Genomic DNA, 16,714 nt, shown 5'->3' on the forward strand with positions numbered 1-16,714 from the left:
CCTGTCTCCTGGCGGGCGACTTTGTGGTTGTTTTAAGGCCAGCAGTTTTCGACGCGCCGGGCACCCCGCGCACTATACGCGGCGTGCCTGGGCAACGCCTGAATACCCCGAGTGCTCCTGCGGGGCGACCGCCCGGACAGCAGGCGGTCATGGACGGGCTTCCCGCACCGTTCCTTGATTGTTATTGGCTCAGGGCTGCCCGGCGTTCAGCCGGCCAGTTGCCTGAGTTGCTGCATGGCATCCTGCCGGGTGACGACATCGCCGTACTTGCTGTCGATGTCGAACAGGTTGGCTTCGTGCGGGTCGTTGTGGCGGTCGCCGACACACTCGCGCACCACGATGGTTCGAAACCCGTGCTGCATGGCATCCACCGCACTGGCGCGGATACAGCCACTGGTCGAGCAGCCCGCCAGCACCACGGTATCCACCCCTTGCGCATGCAGCAGCGGGGCCAGGCTGGTGGCAAAGAAGGCACTGGCGTACTGCTTGCTCAGCACCACCTCCCCTGCCTGTGGCGCGACGGCCTGGCAGAAGGCGGCCAACGGGTTGCCTTCGACCATGTCCTTCATCACCGGTGCCTTGCGCACCCACACGCCGCCGTCAGCGAAATGCGGCGGCTGGTAGCGAATGTTGGTGTGCACCACCAAAGTGCCGCAGTCGCGGGCCAGCGCCAGCAGGCCGGCGGCCTGCTCGACCGCCGCAACCACGCCCGGCGCGTACAGCGGTGCGCCAGGGGTGGTATAGCCCTGCATGAAGTCGATCATCAACAGGGCCGGCTTGCGGCCAAAACCAATGCGTTGGCCCCACACCCCTTGGTAGTTGTCACGGGCGCTTTGTGCGTCGCTCATGTCCGTCTCCGATTTCAGTAGGCACCCGACAGCAGGGCACCGGCACCCGGCACGACCGGTTCCAGGTCGAGCGCCTTGAGCATGGCGTAAGTGGTGGCGATGGCGGCAGTGACCACCGGCTTGCCGGTTTGCGCCTCGACCTTGGCCACCGCCGGCAGCGATTGCATCTGCACGCAGGCCGACAACACCACCACATCGACGCCCTCAAGGTCCATGCCGGCGACGATGCCCGGCAGGTTGGCCGGGTCGTGGCGGGCCACGGCGAGGTTGTCGGGGATTTCCAGCGCGCGCCAGTCCTGCACCTCGAAGCCTTCCTCGCGGATGTAGTTCACCACCAGCTCGGTCAGCGGCTTCATGTACGGTGCGACGATGGCGATGCGCTTGGCCTTCATGACATGCAAGGCTTCGACCAACGCCCCGGCACTGGTGATGACCGGTGCCAGTGCGTCGTTATCGGCAGTGGCCTGCTGCAGGCGCTTTTCCGATTGGCGGTGATAGCCCAGGCCCATGGCCATGATCGCCACCAGGCAGGCGTAGCCCAGCACATCGACCTTGGCGTCGGACAGCTCGACGGCGCAGCGGTCGGACTCGGCGTCCATGGCGGCCAGCTCCTCCTTCTTCACCTGCTTCATGCGCATGCGGCTGGAATGGAAGGTGAAGCGTTCGGGGCGGATCGCCTGGCGCGCGTGGAGCATCGCCGGGATTTCGGTTTCCATGGTGGTGTTCGAGCTCGGCACGATCTGGCCGATGCGGTATAGCTTGGTCATGTCTCGTGCTCCGTCAGACAAGGGGTTGGTCGAGGAAATCGCCAAAGGCGGCAAAAAAACCTTCAAGGTCATCCCAAGGGATCATGTGGCCAGCGTTGTCTACCGTTACAACCTGGGTATCCGGCTTGAGCTCGCGGATTTCGGCAATGTCGCGTGGCTCGATCACCCCGCCGCGCCCGGCCACCATCAGCAGCGCCGGCTGGCGCACGGTGGGCAGGTCCTGGTGGATGTCCACCTCATGGAAATCGTCGAAGGCGCGCACGATCGCCGGCTCGTAGCAGGTGTGCAGCCATTCGGCACGCAGCGCCAGTTGCTCGTCGCTCCAGGTAGCGCAGAAGGCACGCATGTCCTCGCCGCTCATGCCAACCGTGGCCTGGCGGATCGAATCGACATACCACGGCAGCTTGCTCGGGTAGGCGCGGCGGCCCGGCCCGGACACCGGTGGGTCGACCAGTACCAGCCGCTGCAGCCCCGGTGCGCCTCGGGCTGCCGCGCGAATGGCGAAGCGCGCGCCCATCGAGTGCCCGACCAGGTGGTAGCTGTCCAGGCCCAGCGCTGCGGCAAAGGCCGGGATGTCGGCGGCACAAGCGTCGGTGCCGTAATCCAGTTCCGGGCCGCTTGAAGACAAGCCGCGCCCACGCACATCCAGCACATAGGTGTCGAAGTGCTGCCCAAGGCGCTCGGCGACGAAGCCCCAGGTGATCGCCGGGCTGGTAATGCCCGGCACCAGGATCAGCGCATGGCCCTTGCCGCCATAGCGCAGGTAATGCTGGCGGATGCCATTGGCGCTGACGTTGCCGCCGGCGACGAAGGTGCTCATGCCGCCTCCCCGCTTTTCAGCTGCTGCCCGTACAGGTCGTAGCCATAGACCCAAGCCGGGTCTTCCTGGGTGTAGAGCCAGGTGTTGGCGTTCGAAACCGACTGCACCTGCGATGCCCGTTCCTTGCGGTTGGCCTCGTACAACGCGAACGCGGTGCGGTGGTCGGACAGCCCGGTCTCCTGCAGGCAGCGGGTCAACATGGCCGCGTCCTCGATGGCCATGCACGCGCCCTGGGCCATGTGCGGCTTCATCGGGTGGCAGGCGTCGCCCAGCAGCACCAGGCGCCCACGGCTCCATAAAGGCAACGGGTTGCGGTTGCGCAGCGGCCACTTGGTGATCGATTCGGTGGCGTCGATCAGTTTCTGTACGGTGGGGTGGTAGCCTTCGAAGGCGGCGCGCATTTCTTCCTGGCTGCTGTCGACGAACGCGCCCTGGAAGTCCCAGGCTTCGTGCGGCACACCAGTGACGAAGTAGTACTCGTCGCGCTTGCCGGTGGTGTAGTAGACCATCATGTGGCGGTCCTCGGACCACCATTTGACGCAAGGCTCGAACACATCGGCATGCTGCGCCAGGTTCACCCCGCGGATCAGCGCGCGGTGCGCCACCCAGCCGCTGTAGTTCGGCGCTTCGGCACCCAGCAGCTCTTCACGGATCTTCGAGTGGATGCCGTCGGCACCGATGACGATGTCGGCCACGGTGTGGGTGCCGTCGGCGAAGTCCAGGCGGACCAGGTCGCCTTCGTCGACGATCCTTTCCAGGCGCTTGCCAAAGTGCACGGTGCCCGGCTTGATCGCCTCGATCTGCAACGCGTGCAAGTCGCCACGGTGGATGGTGATGTAGGCGGCGCCGTACTCGCGGCGAGCAAACTCGCCCAACGGGATGCGCGACAGGTAATCGCCGCTGTGGCCATCGCGGCTGAACCAGAAGTCCGGGTGCGAGCCCATCAGTTCCAGTTTCTGCTCCAGCCCCATGCGGCGGAAGATCTTCATCACGTTAGGGCCGATATGAATGCCCGCCCCCAGGCGGGTGAACTCTGGCGCCTGCTCGAACACCTCGACATCGAACCCGGCCTGCTGCAGCAACGTGGCGGCGGCTGCCCCACCCAGACCTGCACCGACGATTGCGATTTTCTGCCTACCCCGCATGGGTATCTCTCCTCTTGTTCTGATGTGTGGCCAGCGGTTCGACCGTCTGACGATTTAGAGCGTATACGCTGTAAATGTTTTTTGGAAAGAGGTTCTTGAAAATATTTTTCAAACACCTGATCGAAACGATAAATGGCAGATTGTTACCGCAAACGTTGAGCCAATGTGTGGATAGGTAACGTTTTAGAGAGCACTTGCGCTTGCCGGCGGGATGCGCTTTCATCTGCAAAAGTAGGGTGTACACACTATTACTTTGCACCGAGATGAAGCGCCAGGCACCGCCCCGGTGCATCCCCGTCAACGCCACCAGGAGAACCCCGATGCCGGTGAGCAATGCACAACTGACCCAGATGTTCGAGCACGTACTGAAGCTGTCCCGCGTGGACGAGACGCAAAGCGTGGCCGTGCTCAAGAGCCACTACTCCGACCCACGCACGGTCAACGCCGCAATGGAGGCCGCGCAGCGCCTGAAGGCCAAGGTATATGCGGTAGAGCTGCCGGCGTTCAACCACCCGACCGCCATGGGCAACGACATGACCGCCTACTGCGGCGACACCGCGCTCACCGGCAACCTGGCGGCGCAGCGGGCGCTGGAGGCAGCTGACCTGGTGGTCGACACCATGATGCTGCTGCACTCGCCTGAGCAGGAGCAGATCCTCAAGACCGGCACGCGCATCCTGCTGGCCGTGGAGCCGCCAGAAGTGCTGGCGCGCATGCTGCCGAGCGAAGACGACAAACGTCGGGTACTGGCCGCCGAAACCCTGCTGAAGCAGGCGCGCAGCCTGCATGTACGGTCCAAGGCCGGCAGCGATTTCCACGCCCCGCTTGGCCAGTACCCGGCCGTGACCGAGTACGGTTATGCCGACGAGCCGGGGCGCTGGGACCACTGGCCCAGCGGCTTTTTGTTCACTTGGCCGAACGAGGACAGCGCCGAGGGCACGCTGGTGCTGGACGTGGGCGACATCATCCTGCCGTTCAAGAACTACTGCCGCGAGTGCATTACCCTGGAGATCGAAAAAGGCTTCATCACCGGTATCCATGGCGGTTTCGAGGCCGAGTACCTGCGCGACTACATGAAGTACTTCAATGACCCCGAGGTGTACGGCATCTCGCACATCGGCTGGGGCCTGCAGCCGCGCGCGCAGTGGACAGCCATGGGCCTGCACGACCGCAACGACGGCATGTGCATGGATGCCCGTGCGTTCTACGGCAACTTCCTCTTCTCCACCGGCCCCAACACCGAGGTCGGCGGCAAACGCAAGACCCCGTGCCACCTGGACATCCCACTGCGCAACTGCGACATCTACCTGGATGACAAGGCCGTGGTGCTGGCGGGCGATGTAGTCGCACCAGAGGAGTCGCGCGCGCGATAGGGGTTATACTGGCCGGGCGCTCCGCTATTGGCGGCCGGCCAGCACCTTTCCACCAGCCCAAGCCATCCTATGCCGAACAAAACCACACCCAGCAGCGCCCCGCTCGACACCACCCCCTACGACGTCACTGAACAGGTCGGCCACCTGCTGCGCAAGGCCTATCAGCGGCACACGGCGATTTTCCAGCAGCAGGCCTGCGACCCGCAGCTTACCTCGATTCAGTTCGTCACCCTGTGCGCCCTGCGCGACCACGGCCCCAGCTCCCAGGCCGAGTTGATCAAAGCCACCGCTGTGGACCAGGCCACCATCCGCGGCATCGTCGAGCGCCTCAAGGCACGCGAACTGGTGCAGCTTTCGCCCGACCCGGGCGACCGGCGCAAGGTCATCGTCGAACTCACCGCCAGCGGTGCGGCATTGCTCGATGCAATGATCCCCTGCGCCCGGCAGATCAGCGAACTGAGCATGGGCAGCCTCAATGCCGGTGAGCGCGTGGCCATTTTGTACCTGCTGCGCAAGATGATCGACAGCGACGACAGCGCGGGTTGACCGGTTGTGCAAGCGGCCTTTCGCGACACAAGGCCGCTTGCACAGGCCTCCCTGCACCCCGAAACAAGGCTGCACCCTCCCTCTGAATTCATCCCTGGCCTGCTTCTTGCTCACTCATTTCATGTAGTGAGTACTTACCGAAACTCACGCACCATTTGAGTCCTTTGGTAGCGCAAGCAACCTCCAGAGATGAGCCAACAATGCAAACAACCATCTCCCTGCGGATCAACGGCCAGCCGGTCGACGTCAGCGCCATGCCCGACACCCCGCTGCTGCTGATCCTGCGCAACGACCTGTGCCTGAATGGCCCCAAGTACGGCTGCGGCCTGGGCGAATGCGGGGCGTGCACGGTGATCATCGACGGCGTGGCCGCACGCTCGTGCGTCATCCCCCTGGCCGGCGCTGCAGGCCGCGACATCACCACCCTCGAAGGGCTGGGCAACAAGGCTGCGCCACACCCCGTGCAACAGGCGTTCATCGACGAACAGGCGGCCCAGTGTGGCTACTGCATGAACGGCATGATCATGACCGCCAAGGCCCTGCTCGACCGCATTCCCGACCCCACCGACGAACAGATTCGCAACGAGCTGTCCGGCAACCTGTGCCGCTGCGGTACCCACGTCGAAATCCTGCGCGCCGTGCGCCGCGCCGCCGAGACCCGGAGAAAAGCATGAACCACTCTCAACAGGTGCCCAGCCGCGACCAGTTGCTGGCCAAGACCGGCGTACTGCTGATCGTCGACCACATCACCCCGCCCTCGGGCCCCGTGGCCAAGGGCGTGACACCTGTGGTCAAGGAGCGCGAGCTGGCGTTGTTCATCGCCGTCAGCGACGACGGCATGGTCTACGCCTTCAACGGCCACGTCGACCTGGGCACCGGCATCCGCACCTCGCTGGCGCAGATCGTCGCCGAAGAGCTTGACCTGCGTATGGACCAGGTGCACATGGTGCTGGGCGACACCGAGCGGGCACCGAACCAGGGCGCGACCATCGCCAGCGCCACCCTGCAGATTTCCGCCGTGCCCCTGCGCAAGGCCGCCGCGACGGCGCGGCGCCATCTGCTGCAACAGGCCGCGCAACGGTTTGGCTGCGCGCCCGAAGCGCTGCGCATTGAAGACGGCGTAGTTATCGGCAGCAACGGCGGCACGCTGAGCTTTGCCGAACTGGTGCAGGGTGAAAATCATCAATTGTTTATTGCCGACGATGCCCCGCTCAAAGCCATCGAGGACTACCGCCTGGTCGGGCGCAGCGCGGCACGGGTAGATATCCCCGGCAAGGCCACCGGCGAGCTGACCTATGTGCACGACATGCGGCTGCCCGGCATGCTTCACGGCCGGGTGATCCGCCCGCCCTACGCCGGCCACGACAGCGGCGACTTCGTCGGCAACAGCCTGCTGGCGGTGGATGAGTCCTCCATCGCCCACATACCTGGCGTGGTGGCCGTGGTGGTCATCCGCGATTTCGTCGGCGTGGTGGCCGAGCGCGAAGAGCAAGCGATCCGTGCAGCCCATGAGCTGAAAATCAGCTGGAAGCCATTCACAGGCAAGCTGCCTGACCTAAGCGATATCGCCCAGGCCATCCGCGATAACCCACGCGTGCAGCGCACGGTGCTGGACCAGGGCGATGTGGACGGTGGCCTCGCCAACGCCAGCCAGCGCCTGAGCCGCAGCTACCTGTGGCCCTACCAGTTGCATGCCTCGATCGGCCCGTCGTGCGCGCTGGCCGACTTCACCGAGGGGCCGATCCGCGTGTGGTCCGGCACGCAAAACCCGCACCTGCTGCGCGCCGACCTGGCCTGGTTGCTGGCGTGCGACGAAGCGCGCATCGAGATCATCCGCATGGAGGCCGCCGGCTGCTATGGCCGCAATTGCGCCGATGACGTGTGTGCCGATGCGGTGCTGCTGTCGCGTGCGGTGCAGCGCCCAGTGCGAGTGCAGCTGACCCGTGAACAGGAACACGTTTGGGAGCCCAAGGGCACCGCGCAACTGATGGAGATCGACGGCGGCCTTAACGCCGACGGCAGCGTGGCCGCCTACGACTTCCAGACCAGCTACCCGTCCAATGGCGCACCTACCCTGGCCCTGTTGCTGACCGGCGCCGTGGAGCCGGTGCCGGCACTGTTCGAAATGGGCGACCGCACCTCGATCCCGCCTTATGACTACGAACACATGCGCGTCACCATCAACGACATGACGCCACTGGTGCGCGCTTCGTGGATGCGCGGCGTGTCGGCCATGCCCAACAGCTTCGCCCACGAATCGTACATCGACGAGTTGGCCTTCGCCGCAGGCGTCGACCCGGTCGAATACCGCCTCAAGCACTTGTCCGATCCGCGCGCCATCGACCTGGTCAAGGCCACCGCCGAACGTGCTCAATGGCAGCCGCATACCCAGCCCAGGCAGGCGCAGGCCGACGGTGACGTACTGCGCGGCAGAGGTTTTGCCTATGCCCGCTACATCCACAGCAAGTTCCCCGGCTTCGGCGCAGCCTGGGCGGCATGGGTGGCGGATGTCGCGGTAGACCGGCGCACCGGTGAAGTCGCCGTCACCCGTGTAGTGATCGGTCACGATGCCGGGATGATGGTCAACCCCGAGGGCGTGCGTCACCAGATCCACGGCAACGTCATCCAGTCCACCAGCCGGGTGCTCAAGGAGCAGGTCAGCTTCGAGGAGTCGACGGTGGCAAGCAAGGAATGGGGTGGCTACCCGATCATGACCTTCCCCGAGTTGCCAGCTATCGACGTGATGATGCTACCCCGCCAGCACGAGCCGCCAATGGGCAGTGGCGAGTCGGCCTCGGTACCCAGCGCGGCGGCCATCGCCAATGCCATTTTCGACGCCACCGGCATTCGTTTTCGCGAACTGCCGATCACGGCCGAGCGGGTGCGTGCCGCCCTCGGCGGTGAAGGCCAGGGGCCTGATGCGCCCGCGCCGGCGCAGCCGACGACCAAACGCTCCAAATGGTGGTTCGGCTCGCTCGCCGGGGTGTTCGGTGCCGCCTTGGGCATGCTTGCCACCGCCCTGCCCTGGCGTGCCGAAATCGCCCCGGTAACCCCGCCTGGCGCCGGCAGCTGGAGCGCCGCGATGCTCGAACGCGGGCGCCAGGTGGCAGCGGCCGGCGACTGCGCCGTGTGCCATACGGTCAGCGGCGGCAAGGTGAATACCGGTGGGCTGGCAATGGACACGCCCTTCGGTACGCTGTACAGCACCAACATCACCCCCGACCCGGAAACCGGCATCGGCCGCTGGTCATTCGCCGCCTTCGAGCGGGCCATGCGCGAGGGTATCAGCCGCGATGGCCGGCACCTGTACCCGGCCTTTCCCTACACCTCGTTTCGCAACATCAACGACGCCGACATGCAAGCGCTGTACGCCTACCTGATGTCGCAAACGCCGGTACGCCAGGCAGCGCCGGCCAACCAGATGCGCTTCCCGTTCAACCAGAGGCCACTGATGGCCGGCTGGAACGCGCTGTTTCTGCAACGCGGTGAATACCAGCCCGACCCGCAACGCAGCGAACAGTGGAACCGTGGTGCCTACCTGGTCGACGGCTTGGGGCACTGCACGGCCTGCCACTCGCCGCGCAACCTGATGGGTGCCGAAAAAGCCGGCAGCAGCTACCTCGCCGGCGGCATGGTCGATGGCTGGGAAGCCCCGGCCCTGAACGCCCTGGGCAAGTCAGCGACGCCGTGGAGCGAAGATGAACTGTTCAGCTACCTGAGCACCGGCTTTTCGGAAAAGCACGGCGTGGCGGCCGGCCCCATGGGGCCGGTGGTCAGCGAACTGGCCACCCTGCCCAAAAGCGATGTGCGGGCCATTGCCCATTACCTCAGCTCACTCGATGGTGAGCCACAGGCACAGGTGGCCAAGGCCGCACCTCAGGCGGACACGCAAGTGTCGTTGAGCAACGGCGAGCGGGTTTTCAAAGGCGCATGCATGGCCTGCCACAGCGATGGGTTGGGGCCAAAACTGTTTGGTGTCAGCCCGTCGATGGCGGTCAACAGCAACGTCCACAGCGACCTGCCGGACAACCTGCTGCGCGTGGTGCTGCACGGCATTGCGACCCCGGCAACCCCCGACCTGGGCTACATGCCCGGCTTCAAGGACAGCCTGTCTGACCGTCAGGTAGCCGACCTGGCGGCCTACCTGCGCCAGCGTTTTGCCGCCGACAAGCCCGCCTGGCAAGGGCTGGCGGCCAAGGCCGCGCAAATACGCGCCAACCCCGGCAGCCACTGAGGTTCAGCGGCGCAGGCCACGCAAGGCAAGGTCGCTGATAAAGGCAAGCCAGTCGGCCTTGGCCTGCTTGTCGGCCAGGTCCACGGCCAGGAACGAGCTGAGAGTATGGCGGTTGGAGTTATAGAAGTAGCACAGCGAGGCAATCATCAGGTAGGCGTGGGTGATGTCGATGTCGTCCCGGAACAGGCCCTTGGCCTGGCCGGCCTCGATGATCGGCCGCAGCACGCCGACCGCCTCGCCGGACAGCGCCCTGAGGTTTTGCGACTTGCGCGCGTGCTGGCCCTGGTGAAGGTTTTCGGTGGCAAGGATGGTGACGAACTCGGGGTGGCGCACGTAGTAGTCCCAAATGAACGCCACCAGCTCGCGCAGGGCTTGTTCCGGGTCGGCGAGGTCCAGGCGCAGCTTGGCTTCGGCCTGGTTGAAGCTGGCGTAGATGTGCTCCAGCACGCTGATGAACAGCTTTTCCTTGCTGCCGAAGTAGTAATAGATCATCCGGTCGTTGGACTTGGCCAGCGTGGAGATCTGCTCGATGCGCCCACCGCTGAAGCCTTCCTTGCTGAAGACCTTCACGGCAGCCTTGAGAATGTTGTCCCGGGTGCGGTCGGCCTGCTGGGCGCGAACACCGGTTTTGCGAGTTTGCATGTCGGTCCCTGTGGGGCTGGCCAGATACCCAACACTGCCACAGACGTTGGGCCATTGCGCGGCTTTTTCGGCTGGGCTGACACGATACGAGCGAGGTAGCGGAACATGCAGCATCTCGACCTGCAGGTGATCGACAAAGCCCTGCAATGGGCCCGTGCCGGCGATACGGTGTGGCTGTGCACGGTGCTGTCCACCTATGGCTCGGCCCCCCGCTCGCCCGGCGCGATGCTGGCCTGCCGCAGCGCGCATGAGTGGGTCGGTTCTTTGTCCGGCGGCTGCGTGGAAGAGGAGTTCCTCGCCAGCCTGGCGCACGGTGCATTCACCCAGCCGGCACAGGTAATGCGCTATGGCGACGGGCACGAGCAGAGCCGGCGCTTGCGCCTGCCCTGCGGCGGCGTGCTGGTGGTGCTGGTAGAGCGGCGGCAGGCGGATGGCGCGTGGCTGGAGCATCTGCAGGCCCTTCGCGGGGCGCTGCTGGGCCAGCAACGGGTGACGCGCAAGGTCTGTCTGCCGGCGGGTAGTGTCAGCCTGCATGGTGACAATAGCGTTGCCGTGCGCATGGACGACGGCGCCGTGCACATCGGTATCGGCCCCGCTTTGCGGCTGGTGCTGGCCGGGCTGTCGCCGGTCGCCGAGGCCTGTGCCGATATCGCTCGCACGCTGGGCTGCGAGGTCATTGCCTGCGACCCGCGCGAGGAGATGGCGAGTGTCGAGATAGAAGGCGTACAGATGCACCGGGTACTGCCTTCGCTGTTCATCGCGGCGGGTGGTTGCCATGCCGCTACGGCCGTGGTGGCGTTGACTCACGATCCGAAAATCGATGACCTGGCCTTGATGGAGGCGGTGCATACGCCGGCGTTCTACATCGGCGCCATGGGCTCGGCAGCCACATCAGCCCGCCGCGCCGAGCGGTTGCAGCGGATTGGCGGCTTGACGAACGAACAGATCGAACGGCTGCACATGCCTATCGGGCTGGACCTGGGCAGCAAGTCGCCAGCGGAGATTGCGCTGGCGGTGATGGCGGATGTGCTGCGGGTATACCGGGGCAAGGCGCGAAATGCGTTGTAACGCCTGGCACCACGGCCCCCTGCCATTCAGGCAGCCTGCACCTGCAACCCCAACAATTGACGGGCGCGTTTCAGGTCATTCTGCAGATCATGGTTCCACAACCAATCGAACCGCTCGCCCAGCACCTTGCCGAGCAACTGCGGATCGTCCAGCACGGCAGGGTCACGGAACTCATACAGCTCACCCGCTTCCCATGAGGTGCGCTGCACCCGGCAAGCACGCGGTCGCCGTACCGCGTCATACGCCTCGAGCACTGTCTGCACAGGGCTACCGAGCACATTCGGGTCGGCCAGCAACCGTGCCAGCAACCAGGCATCCTCCAACCCCTGGCCGGCCCCCGCGCCCTGATGCGGCAGCATGGCGTGAGCAGCATCACCAATCAGCCCCACTCGACCATGGGTATACCCCGGCAGTTCAGCAAGATCATGCAGTGCCCACAGGGAAGGTGTGGCGATGCACTCCAGCAGTACCTGCACCGCATCACCCCAGCCCTCGAACGCTTTGAGCATTTCGGCCTGGCTTGCCTGACGCACCCAAGGCGCATCGCTTGGCCAGGCTGGATTCGGCTGGCTGCGGTCCGACACGAACGCCACCACATTGATCAACCGCCCCTGTTTGACCGGGAAGGTCAGGATATGGCCGTCGAGCCCCAGGTACATCTGCGGCACATCGACCAGATGCTCACCCACGCCGCGCGCCCAACAGGCTTCACGTAACTGCGCGCTGTCGATCAGCCCACGGTAGGCGCATGTGCCACTGAAACGCGGCGCCACCCGCGCAACACCCAGGCCGTCGAGCACGTGGTCACGGATGGATGACTTGATGCCGTCGGCACCAATCAACACGTCGCAGTGATGCTCCGTGCCATCGGTAAAGCACACCCGCACACGCTCCCCCACCTGCTCGACCTGCTGCGCACGCTTGCCGAACTGGGCGATGCCCGGCGGTAACTGGCTGGCCAGCGCATCGAGAAAATCAGCCCGGTGTACCGACGACTGCCCAACCCCTTCTGCCACACTGCTGCCCAGGTATTGCGCGTCACGCCCATCACGCCATTCGAACCACACATCTTGCCAAGGTGCCGGCGTGCTGTCGGCGATCCTGGCATAGGGCTCGGCAATGCCCAATCCGGCAATGGCACGCACCGCATTGGCACCAAAAGAGACGCCTGCGCCTACTTCACCAAAGGCCGCAGCCGATTCGAACAGTTGGACGTTCAAGTGCGCATGGCGGCAAAGATCGAGCGCAAGTGCGACACCTGCGATACCACCGCCAACTATGGAAACTTCAAGTGCAGTAGCCTGTTGCATTGCAAGGTACCTCGGGGCTGATTGTTATTGGAGTGAGCCGATCATTACTGCTGGCAGACCATTGATAAATATCGCCAAACCCATAAACGCCATCACCTACCTGAATATTCCTCAGCCGGTAACTCGCTGAACGCCCCGGCTTCGCGTTGCCACAACCTGACGCCGGATAAACAGCAGAATGGCGACGGCGCCAATGGCGCCCGGTATGGCAAACGCCAGGAAACTGCTTTGATAAGGCAGGTTCGCGCTGTGCAGCACACCGCCCAGTACCGGCCCGACGATTGCCCCCAGCCGCCCTATACCCATTGCCCACCCAAGTCCGGTGGAACGGATGTGTGGCGGGTAGTACTGCACCGCGCAGGCATTGGCCAAAATCTGCGTGCCAATGGTAGAAGCGCCAGCCACGGCGATGAGCAGGTACAGCACCGCCACGGGCACCTTTAGCGCAAGCAGGCTGAGCGACAGCGCACCGCAGGCGAAGAAGCACAGCAACACGTTGGCGATACCCACACGGTCACCCAGCCAGCCACCCGCAATCGCCCCAACGATCGCACCCGAGTTGAGCACCAGTAAAAATGCCAGGCTTGAGTTCAGCCCATAGCCCGCACTGCTCATCAACTTTGGCAGCCACGAACTCAATGCATAAACCATCAACAGGCAACAGAAGAATGCCGCCCACAACGTCAGCGTGTTTACCACCCGCCCTTCACTGAAAATCTCCCGAATCGACACTTTCCCAGCCCGCGTAGCGACCAAGCTGAGTTGGTCATCGTGCTCCGGCAAATAGTCTGATGTGGCCTGGGCCAGCAAAACCTTGGCGCGTTCGGCCTGACCGCTGCGCAACAGAAAGTCCATGGACTCGGGCAATTGATGGATCAGCAACGGCAGCAGCAACAGCGGTATCACAGCCACATAGAACACCGCCTGCCAGCCCCACTGGGGAATGAACAGCATGCCCAGCCCAGCCGACAGTATGCCGCCCAGCGAATAGCCACTGAACATGATCGCCACCAAGGTGCTGCGCATCTTGCCGGGTGCGTACTCGTTCATCAGCGCAACCACATTGGGCATGACACCGCCGATCCCCAGCCCGGCAACAAAGCGGCACAGCGCGAAGGTTTCGGGTGAAGTGGCCAACCCATTCAAGGCCGTGACGCCACTGAACAGCAAGACACAGGTCATGATGGTTTTGCGCCGCCCGATCCGGTCCGACAGCGAACCGAAGAACAGCGCCCCCGCCATCATCCCGACCAGCGCGCAACTGCCCAGTGCCCCCGCCTGTACCGCGCTCAGGCCCCATTCGGCCATCAGCGATGGCAGTACCACGCCATAGATGACCAAGTCATAGCCGTCGAAGATGATGATCAGCGCGCACCAGAACAGTAAACGCGCGTGAAAGGCATTGAACCGGGCCCGTTCCAGCAGGGCCGCTGCATTGATATTTCGCATGGCATCGCTCTTGTAGTTGTTATGGATGGGGCATGCCCCCAAATTGGCTAGCGCGATCCATCATGACCAAGGCGCGACACGGCTGATATGCAGCCACTCGAATAGTGGCTATTTCGGGTATGAATACTGTTTATGCATACCCAGTGAGTCTCGTTTCCGGTAGCGTTGCATTCGGACGCAGATAAACCCTGAAAACAATACCCATCGCGTCTCGACCAATACCTGAGAGGTATCATGGATTTACGCGATCTAGACCTGAACCTGCTTCTGGTTTTCAACCAGCTACTGATCGACCGCAAAGTTTCGACCGCCGCCGCAAACCTGAGCCTGACCCAACCGGCGATGAGCAATGCCCTGAAGCGCCTGCGCACTGTGCTGCAGGACGAGTTGTTCGTGCGCACCTACCAGGGCATGGAGCCCACTCCTTACGCCCTGCAGTTGGCGGAGCCGATTACCACAGCCATCCAAACGCTACGCGACGCATTCAGCCGGCAGGACACTTTCGACCCGACCACCAGCAATCGCCGCTTCACCATGGCCATGACCGACATTGGCGAGATCTACTTCATGCCCAAGCTGATGGACGCGTTTGCCGCACTGGCGCCCGGCTGCACCATCAGCACATTGCGCAACTCGGCTGACACCCTGGCCGAAGGGCTGCAGAACGGCACTATTGAGCTGGCGGTTGGCCTGTTACCGCATCTGCAGGCGGGGTTCTTTCAACGGCGGCTGTTTCACCATCGCTATGTGTGCCTGTGCCGTAAAGGGCACCCCGCTACGCAGCAGCCCCTGACCATGGAGAGCTTCATGAGCTTCGAGCATGTGAATGTAGTGGCGGCCAATACCGGGCATGGCGAGGTCGACACGTATTACGCGCGGGCTGGGGTGGTGCGCAACATTCGCCTGGAAGTGCCGCACTTCGTGGCGGTGGGGCACATCCTGCAGCACAGTGATTTGTTGGCAACGGTGCCAGAGCGGTTTGCCGCCAGTTGCGAGGCACCGTTCGGGTTGAGCGTTATGCCACCCCCGGTGGCATTGCCGAACATCGAAATCAACCTGTTCTGGCATGGGCGGTACAACAAGGACCCGGCCAACCGCTGGCTTCGACAATTGATGTTCGACTTGTTCTCGGATGCATGATCTTGCGCCAATCGTCATGCACCTTGGGGCTGCGGCGCAGCCTCAACCGCGAACGCTCAGTAAACAGCCTTTCTACGCACACCTCTAACCCCGGCCCCCAGGCAGGTAACCGCAAAAGCAATCACCAACGCCCCCGTCCCCAGCAAGAAGATCAGTTGTTGATTGGACCCTTCCACCAACAAGGCAATCAGCGCAGGCGTCACGGCCGCCGCGCCCATCAAGGTAATGCTGACCAGCGGCGTAAGCTTGCCGGTCGGGTCGTTGGTGGTAATCAGCGCCATGTAGTACGACAACGACAGCACCCAGCCAAAGTTGATCAGTAACAGCGCCACGAACAACTGCATCGGTGTGCGGGTATGGCCGGTGAGCATGGCAATGGAAATGAACACTGCCACCAAGCCTACGGCAATCATCAACTGCCGGTTTACCCGCGCGCCCAGCAAACTCGGCAGCCCTGCCCCAGGCAGGCCACCAATGGCAGACAGGCCGAATGCCCAGCCAATGTCGACACCTTCGATACCCTGGTCTCGCGCCAGCTGGTCGATGAAGCCCCACACGCAATAGATGGCGATCTGCATGAACAGCATGCCCACCAGTGCAGTGCGTCCCGTACGCGCCGAACCACCCTGGGCGGGCGAACCTTCGTCATTTGCCAACGAAACTGCCGGGCGACGCGGCAGCACCAGGCTGGCGCCGCAGATCAACAGGTACCACAGGCCAAACGCGCACAAGGCGGTTACCGTTCCACTCTGCGCAGCAAGCAATGGCAGCGCTGCGGAAAACAGCGAGTACTCCGGCGTTTGCAGTAACAGCATCAGGCCGAACGAACGGTCCTGATTGGGCAGGCGGCCCAACGTGGACACCGCATAGGCATACACCAGCCCCGCGCAGGTGCCGGCCGCCAGGCGCACGCCCAGCAACATCGCGTTGCTGCTGGTAAAAGCCGTGGCGATGCTAAGCGCCACGCACAGCCCACCTACGAACAGACACAAGCCGCGCCCGCCGTGGCGCTTCATCAACAGTGGGCACAGCAAGGTGCCCAGGGTCATGCCAATCATCTCGACCGACACCACCCAACCTTGCTGGTCGAGTGACAGGCTGAGCTGTTCGGTGACCAACCCCATGAAGATGGGTTGCACACCACAAACAATGAAGGAGGTACAGGCAATGAAAATCAGCGCGGCACGCAGCAGCTTGGAATCATGGGTCATGGGGACTCCGACACGGCATTTGTTTTTATTGTGTGTGGCGACCGGCCCTGAAAGGCGCCGTAGCTGGCGGCGGGCGGGTCCCGTGGGCAATCCTGGGCCGAGAGCGAAGGCTTGGAAAGTTAATTATCGAAATCGACTTCAGTGGGCTTTTTAATGCAGGC

General features: G+C 63.6%; 14 protein-coding genes. 6 read left to right on the forward strand and 8 right to left on the reverse strand.

What is annotated here, in order from left to right; genetic code table 11:
* Positions 1 to 206: 206 nt before the first annotated feature.
* From APH42_RS03660 to nicC, 4 genes are read right to left on the reverse strand one after another with little or no spacing between them, the layout of a single operon-like run.
* The gene (locus tag APH42_RS03660; protein WP_012273182.1) at positions 207 to 848 is read right to left on the reverse strand and encodes an N-carbamoylsarcosine amidohydrolase; all 642 of its coding nucleotides are present in this window, start codon (positions 846 to 848) and stop codon (positions 207 to 209) included.
* 14 nt (positions 849 to 862) lie between these two features.
* Positions 863 to 1,615 carry an Asp/Glu racemase gene (locus tag APH42_RS03665; protein ID WP_012273183.1) on the reverse strand — a complete coding sequence of 251 codons (753 nt, stop codon included), beginning with the start codon at positions 1,613 to 1,615 and terminating at the stop codon, positions 863 to 865.
* Between the two features lie 13 nt (positions 1,616 to 1,628).
* On the reverse strand, positions 1,629 to 2,435 hold the full coding sequence (nicD, locus tag APH42_RS03670; protein WP_060492748.1) for an N-formylmaleamate deformylase: 807 nt from the start codon (positions 2,433 to 2,435) through the stop codon (positions 1,629 to 1,631).
* Positions 2,432 to 3,580, reverse strand: a complete 1,149-nt coding sequence (gene nicC, locus APH42_RS03675) for a 6-hydroxynicotinate 3-monooxygenase (protein ID WP_060492749.1) — start codon at positions 3,578 to 3,580, stop codon at positions 2,432 to 2,434. The genes nicD and nicC overlap by 4 nt, the downstream gene beginning before the upstream one ends.
* A 320-nt stretch (positions 3,581 to 3,900) precedes the next feature.
* Between nicC and APH42_RS03680 the strand changes: the two genes are divergently transcribed.
* The 4 genes from APH42_RS03680 to APH42_RS03695 all read left to right on the forward strand — a co-directional run bounded on the left by APH42_RS03680 (position 3,901) and on the right by APH42_RS03695 (position 9,733).
* Positions 3,901 to 4,953 (forward strand): 2,5-dihydroxypyridine 5,6-dioxygenase, encoded by a 1,053-nt coding sequence (locus tag APH42_RS03680; RefSeq protein ID WP_060492750.1) that lies wholly within the window; start codon positions 3,901 to 3,903, stop codon positions 4,951 to 4,953.
* Between the two features lie 69 nt (positions 4,954 to 5,022).
* A complete protein-coding gene (locus APH42_RS03685; protein WP_012273187.1) occupies positions 5,023 to 5,499 on the forward strand; it encodes a MarR family winged helix-turn-helix transcriptional regulator in 477 nt (158 codons plus the stop codon).
* Positions 5,500 to 5,699: 200 nt separating this feature from the next.
* The gene (locus APH42_RS03690) at positions 5,700 to 6,173 is read left to right on the forward strand and encodes a (2Fe-2S)-binding protein (protein ID WP_012273188.1); all 474 of its coding nucleotides are present in this window, start codon (positions 5,700 to 5,702) and stop codon (positions 6,171 to 6,173) included.
* Positions 6,170 to 9,733 carry a molybdopterin cofactor-binding domain-containing protein gene (locus APH42_RS03695; RefSeq protein ID WP_060492751.1) on the forward strand — a complete coding sequence of 1,188 codons (3,564 nt, stop codon included), beginning with the start codon at positions 6,170 to 6,172 and terminating at the stop codon, positions 9,731 to 9,733. The genes APH42_RS03690 and APH42_RS03695 overlap by 4 nt, the downstream gene beginning before the upstream one ends.
* Positions 9,734 to 9,736: 3 nt before the next feature.
* On the opposite strand, the gene APH42_RS03700 is transcribed toward APH42_RS03695, so the two are convergent.
* Entirely contained in the window at positions 9,737 to 10,375 is a 639-nt protein-coding gene (locus tag APH42_RS03700) for a TetR family transcriptional regulator (RefSeq protein WP_060492752.1), read from the reverse strand.
* 105 nt (positions 10,376 to 10,480) lie between these two features.
* Here APH42_RS03700 and APH42_RS03705 point away from each other — a divergent pair, with 105 nt between their 5' ends.
* A complete protein-coding gene (locus tag APH42_RS03705) occupies positions 10,481 to 11,443 on the forward strand; it encodes an XdhC family protein (RefSeq protein WP_012273191.1) in 963 nt (320 codons plus the stop codon).
* Positions 11,444 to 11,469: 26 nt separating this feature from the next.
* Here APH42_RS03705 and salA read toward each other — a convergent pair whose 3' ends face one another.
* On the reverse strand, positions 11,470 to 12,753 hold the full coding sequence (salA, locus tag APH42_RS03710) for a salicylate 1-monooxygenase (RefSeq protein ID WP_060492753.1): 1,284 nt from the start codon (positions 12,751 to 12,753) through the stop codon (positions 11,470 to 11,472).
* Between the two features lie 111 nt (positions 12,754 to 12,864).
* A complete protein-coding gene (locus APH42_RS03715; RefSeq protein ID WP_060492754.1) occupies positions 12,865 to 14,202 on the reverse strand; it encodes an aromatic acid/H+ symport family MFS transporter in 1,338 nt (445 codons plus the stop codon).
* A 234-nt stretch (positions 14,203 to 14,436) separates the two neighbouring features.
* Here APH42_RS03715 and APH42_RS03720 point away from each other — a divergent pair, with 234 nt between their 5' ends.
* Positions 14,437 to 15,342 (forward strand): LysR family transcriptional regulator, encoded by a 906-nt coding sequence (locus APH42_RS03720; protein ID WP_060492755.1) that lies wholly within the window; start codon positions 14,437 to 14,439, stop codon positions 15,340 to 15,342.
* A 56-nt stretch (positions 15,343 to 15,398) separates the two neighbouring features.
* Here APH42_RS03720 and APH42_RS03725 read toward each other — a convergent pair whose 3' ends face one another.
* Positions 15,399 to 16,553 (reverse strand): MFS transporter, encoded by a 1,155-nt coding sequence (locus APH42_RS03725; RefSeq protein ID WP_060492756.1) that lies wholly within the window; start codon positions 16,551 to 16,553, stop codon positions 15,399 to 15,401.
* Between the last annotated feature and the right edge of the window lie 161 nt (positions 16,554 to 16,714).

Source organism: Pseudomonas sp. NBRC 111140 (assembly GCF_001320885.1).
Taxonomy (GTDB): Bacteria; Pseudomonadota; Gammaproteobacteria; order Pseudomonadales; family Pseudomonadaceae; genus Aquipseudomonas; species Aquipseudomonas putida_P.

What these genes read in the sequence shown, in the direction of transcription:
- APH42_RS03660 (WP_012273182.1), bottom strand. Translation starts at nt 848, where the DNA reads ATGAGCGACGCACAAAGCGCCCGTGACAACTACCAAGGGGTGTGGGGC.
- APH42_RS03665 (WP_012273183.1), bottom strand. Translation starts at nt 1,615, where the DNA reads ATGACCAAGCTATACCGCATCGGCCAGATCGTGCCGAGCTCGAACACC.
- nicD (WP_060492748.1), bottom strand. Translation starts at nt 2,435, where the DNA reads ATGAGCACCTTCGTCGCCGGCGGCAACGTCAGCGCCAATGGCATCCGC.
- nicC (WP_060492749.1), bottom strand. Translation starts at nt 3,580, where the DNA reads ATGCGGGGTAGGCAGAAAATCGCAATCGTCGGTGCAGGTCTGGGTGGG.
- APH42_RS03680 (WP_060492750.1), top strand. Translation starts at nt 3,901, where the DNA reads ATGCCGGTGAGCAATGCACAACTGACCCAGATGTTCGAGCACGTACTG.
- APH42_RS03685 (WP_012273187.1), top strand. Translation starts at nt 5,023, where the DNA reads ATGCCGAACAAAACCACACCCAGCAGCGCCCCGCTCGACACCACCCCC.
- APH42_RS03690 (WP_012273188.1), top strand. Translation starts at nt 5,700, where the DNA reads ATGCAAACAACCATCTCCCTGCGGATCAACGGCCAGCCGGTCGACGTC.
- APH42_RS03695 (WP_060492751.1), top strand. Translation starts at nt 6,170, where the DNA reads ATGAACCACTCTCAACAGGTGCCCAGCCGCGACCAGTTGCTGGCCAAG.
- APH42_RS03700 (WP_060492752.1), bottom strand. Translation starts at nt 10,375, where the DNA reads ATGCAAACTCGCAAAACCGGTGTTCGCGCCCAGCAGGCCGACCGCACC.
- APH42_RS03705 (WP_012273191.1), top strand. Translation starts at nt 10,481, where the DNA reads ATGCAGCATCTCGACCTGCAGGTGATCGACAAAGCCCTGCAATGGGCC.
- salA (WP_060492753.1), bottom strand. Translation starts at nt 12,753, where the DNA reads ATGCAACAGGCTACTGCACTTGAAGTTTCCATAGTTGGCGGTGGTATC.
- APH42_RS03715 (WP_060492754.1), bottom strand. Translation starts at nt 14,202, where the DNA reads ATGCGAAATATCAATGCAGCGGCCCTGCTGGAACGGGCCCGGTTCAAT.
- APH42_RS03720 (WP_060492755.1), top strand. Translation starts at nt 14,437, where the DNA reads ATGGATTTACGCGATCTAGACCTGAACCTGCTTCTGGTTTTCAACCAG.
- APH42_RS03725 (WP_060492756.1), bottom strand. Translation starts at nt 16,553, where the DNA reads ATGACCCATGATTCCAAGCTGCTGCGTGCCGCGCTGATTTTCATTGCC.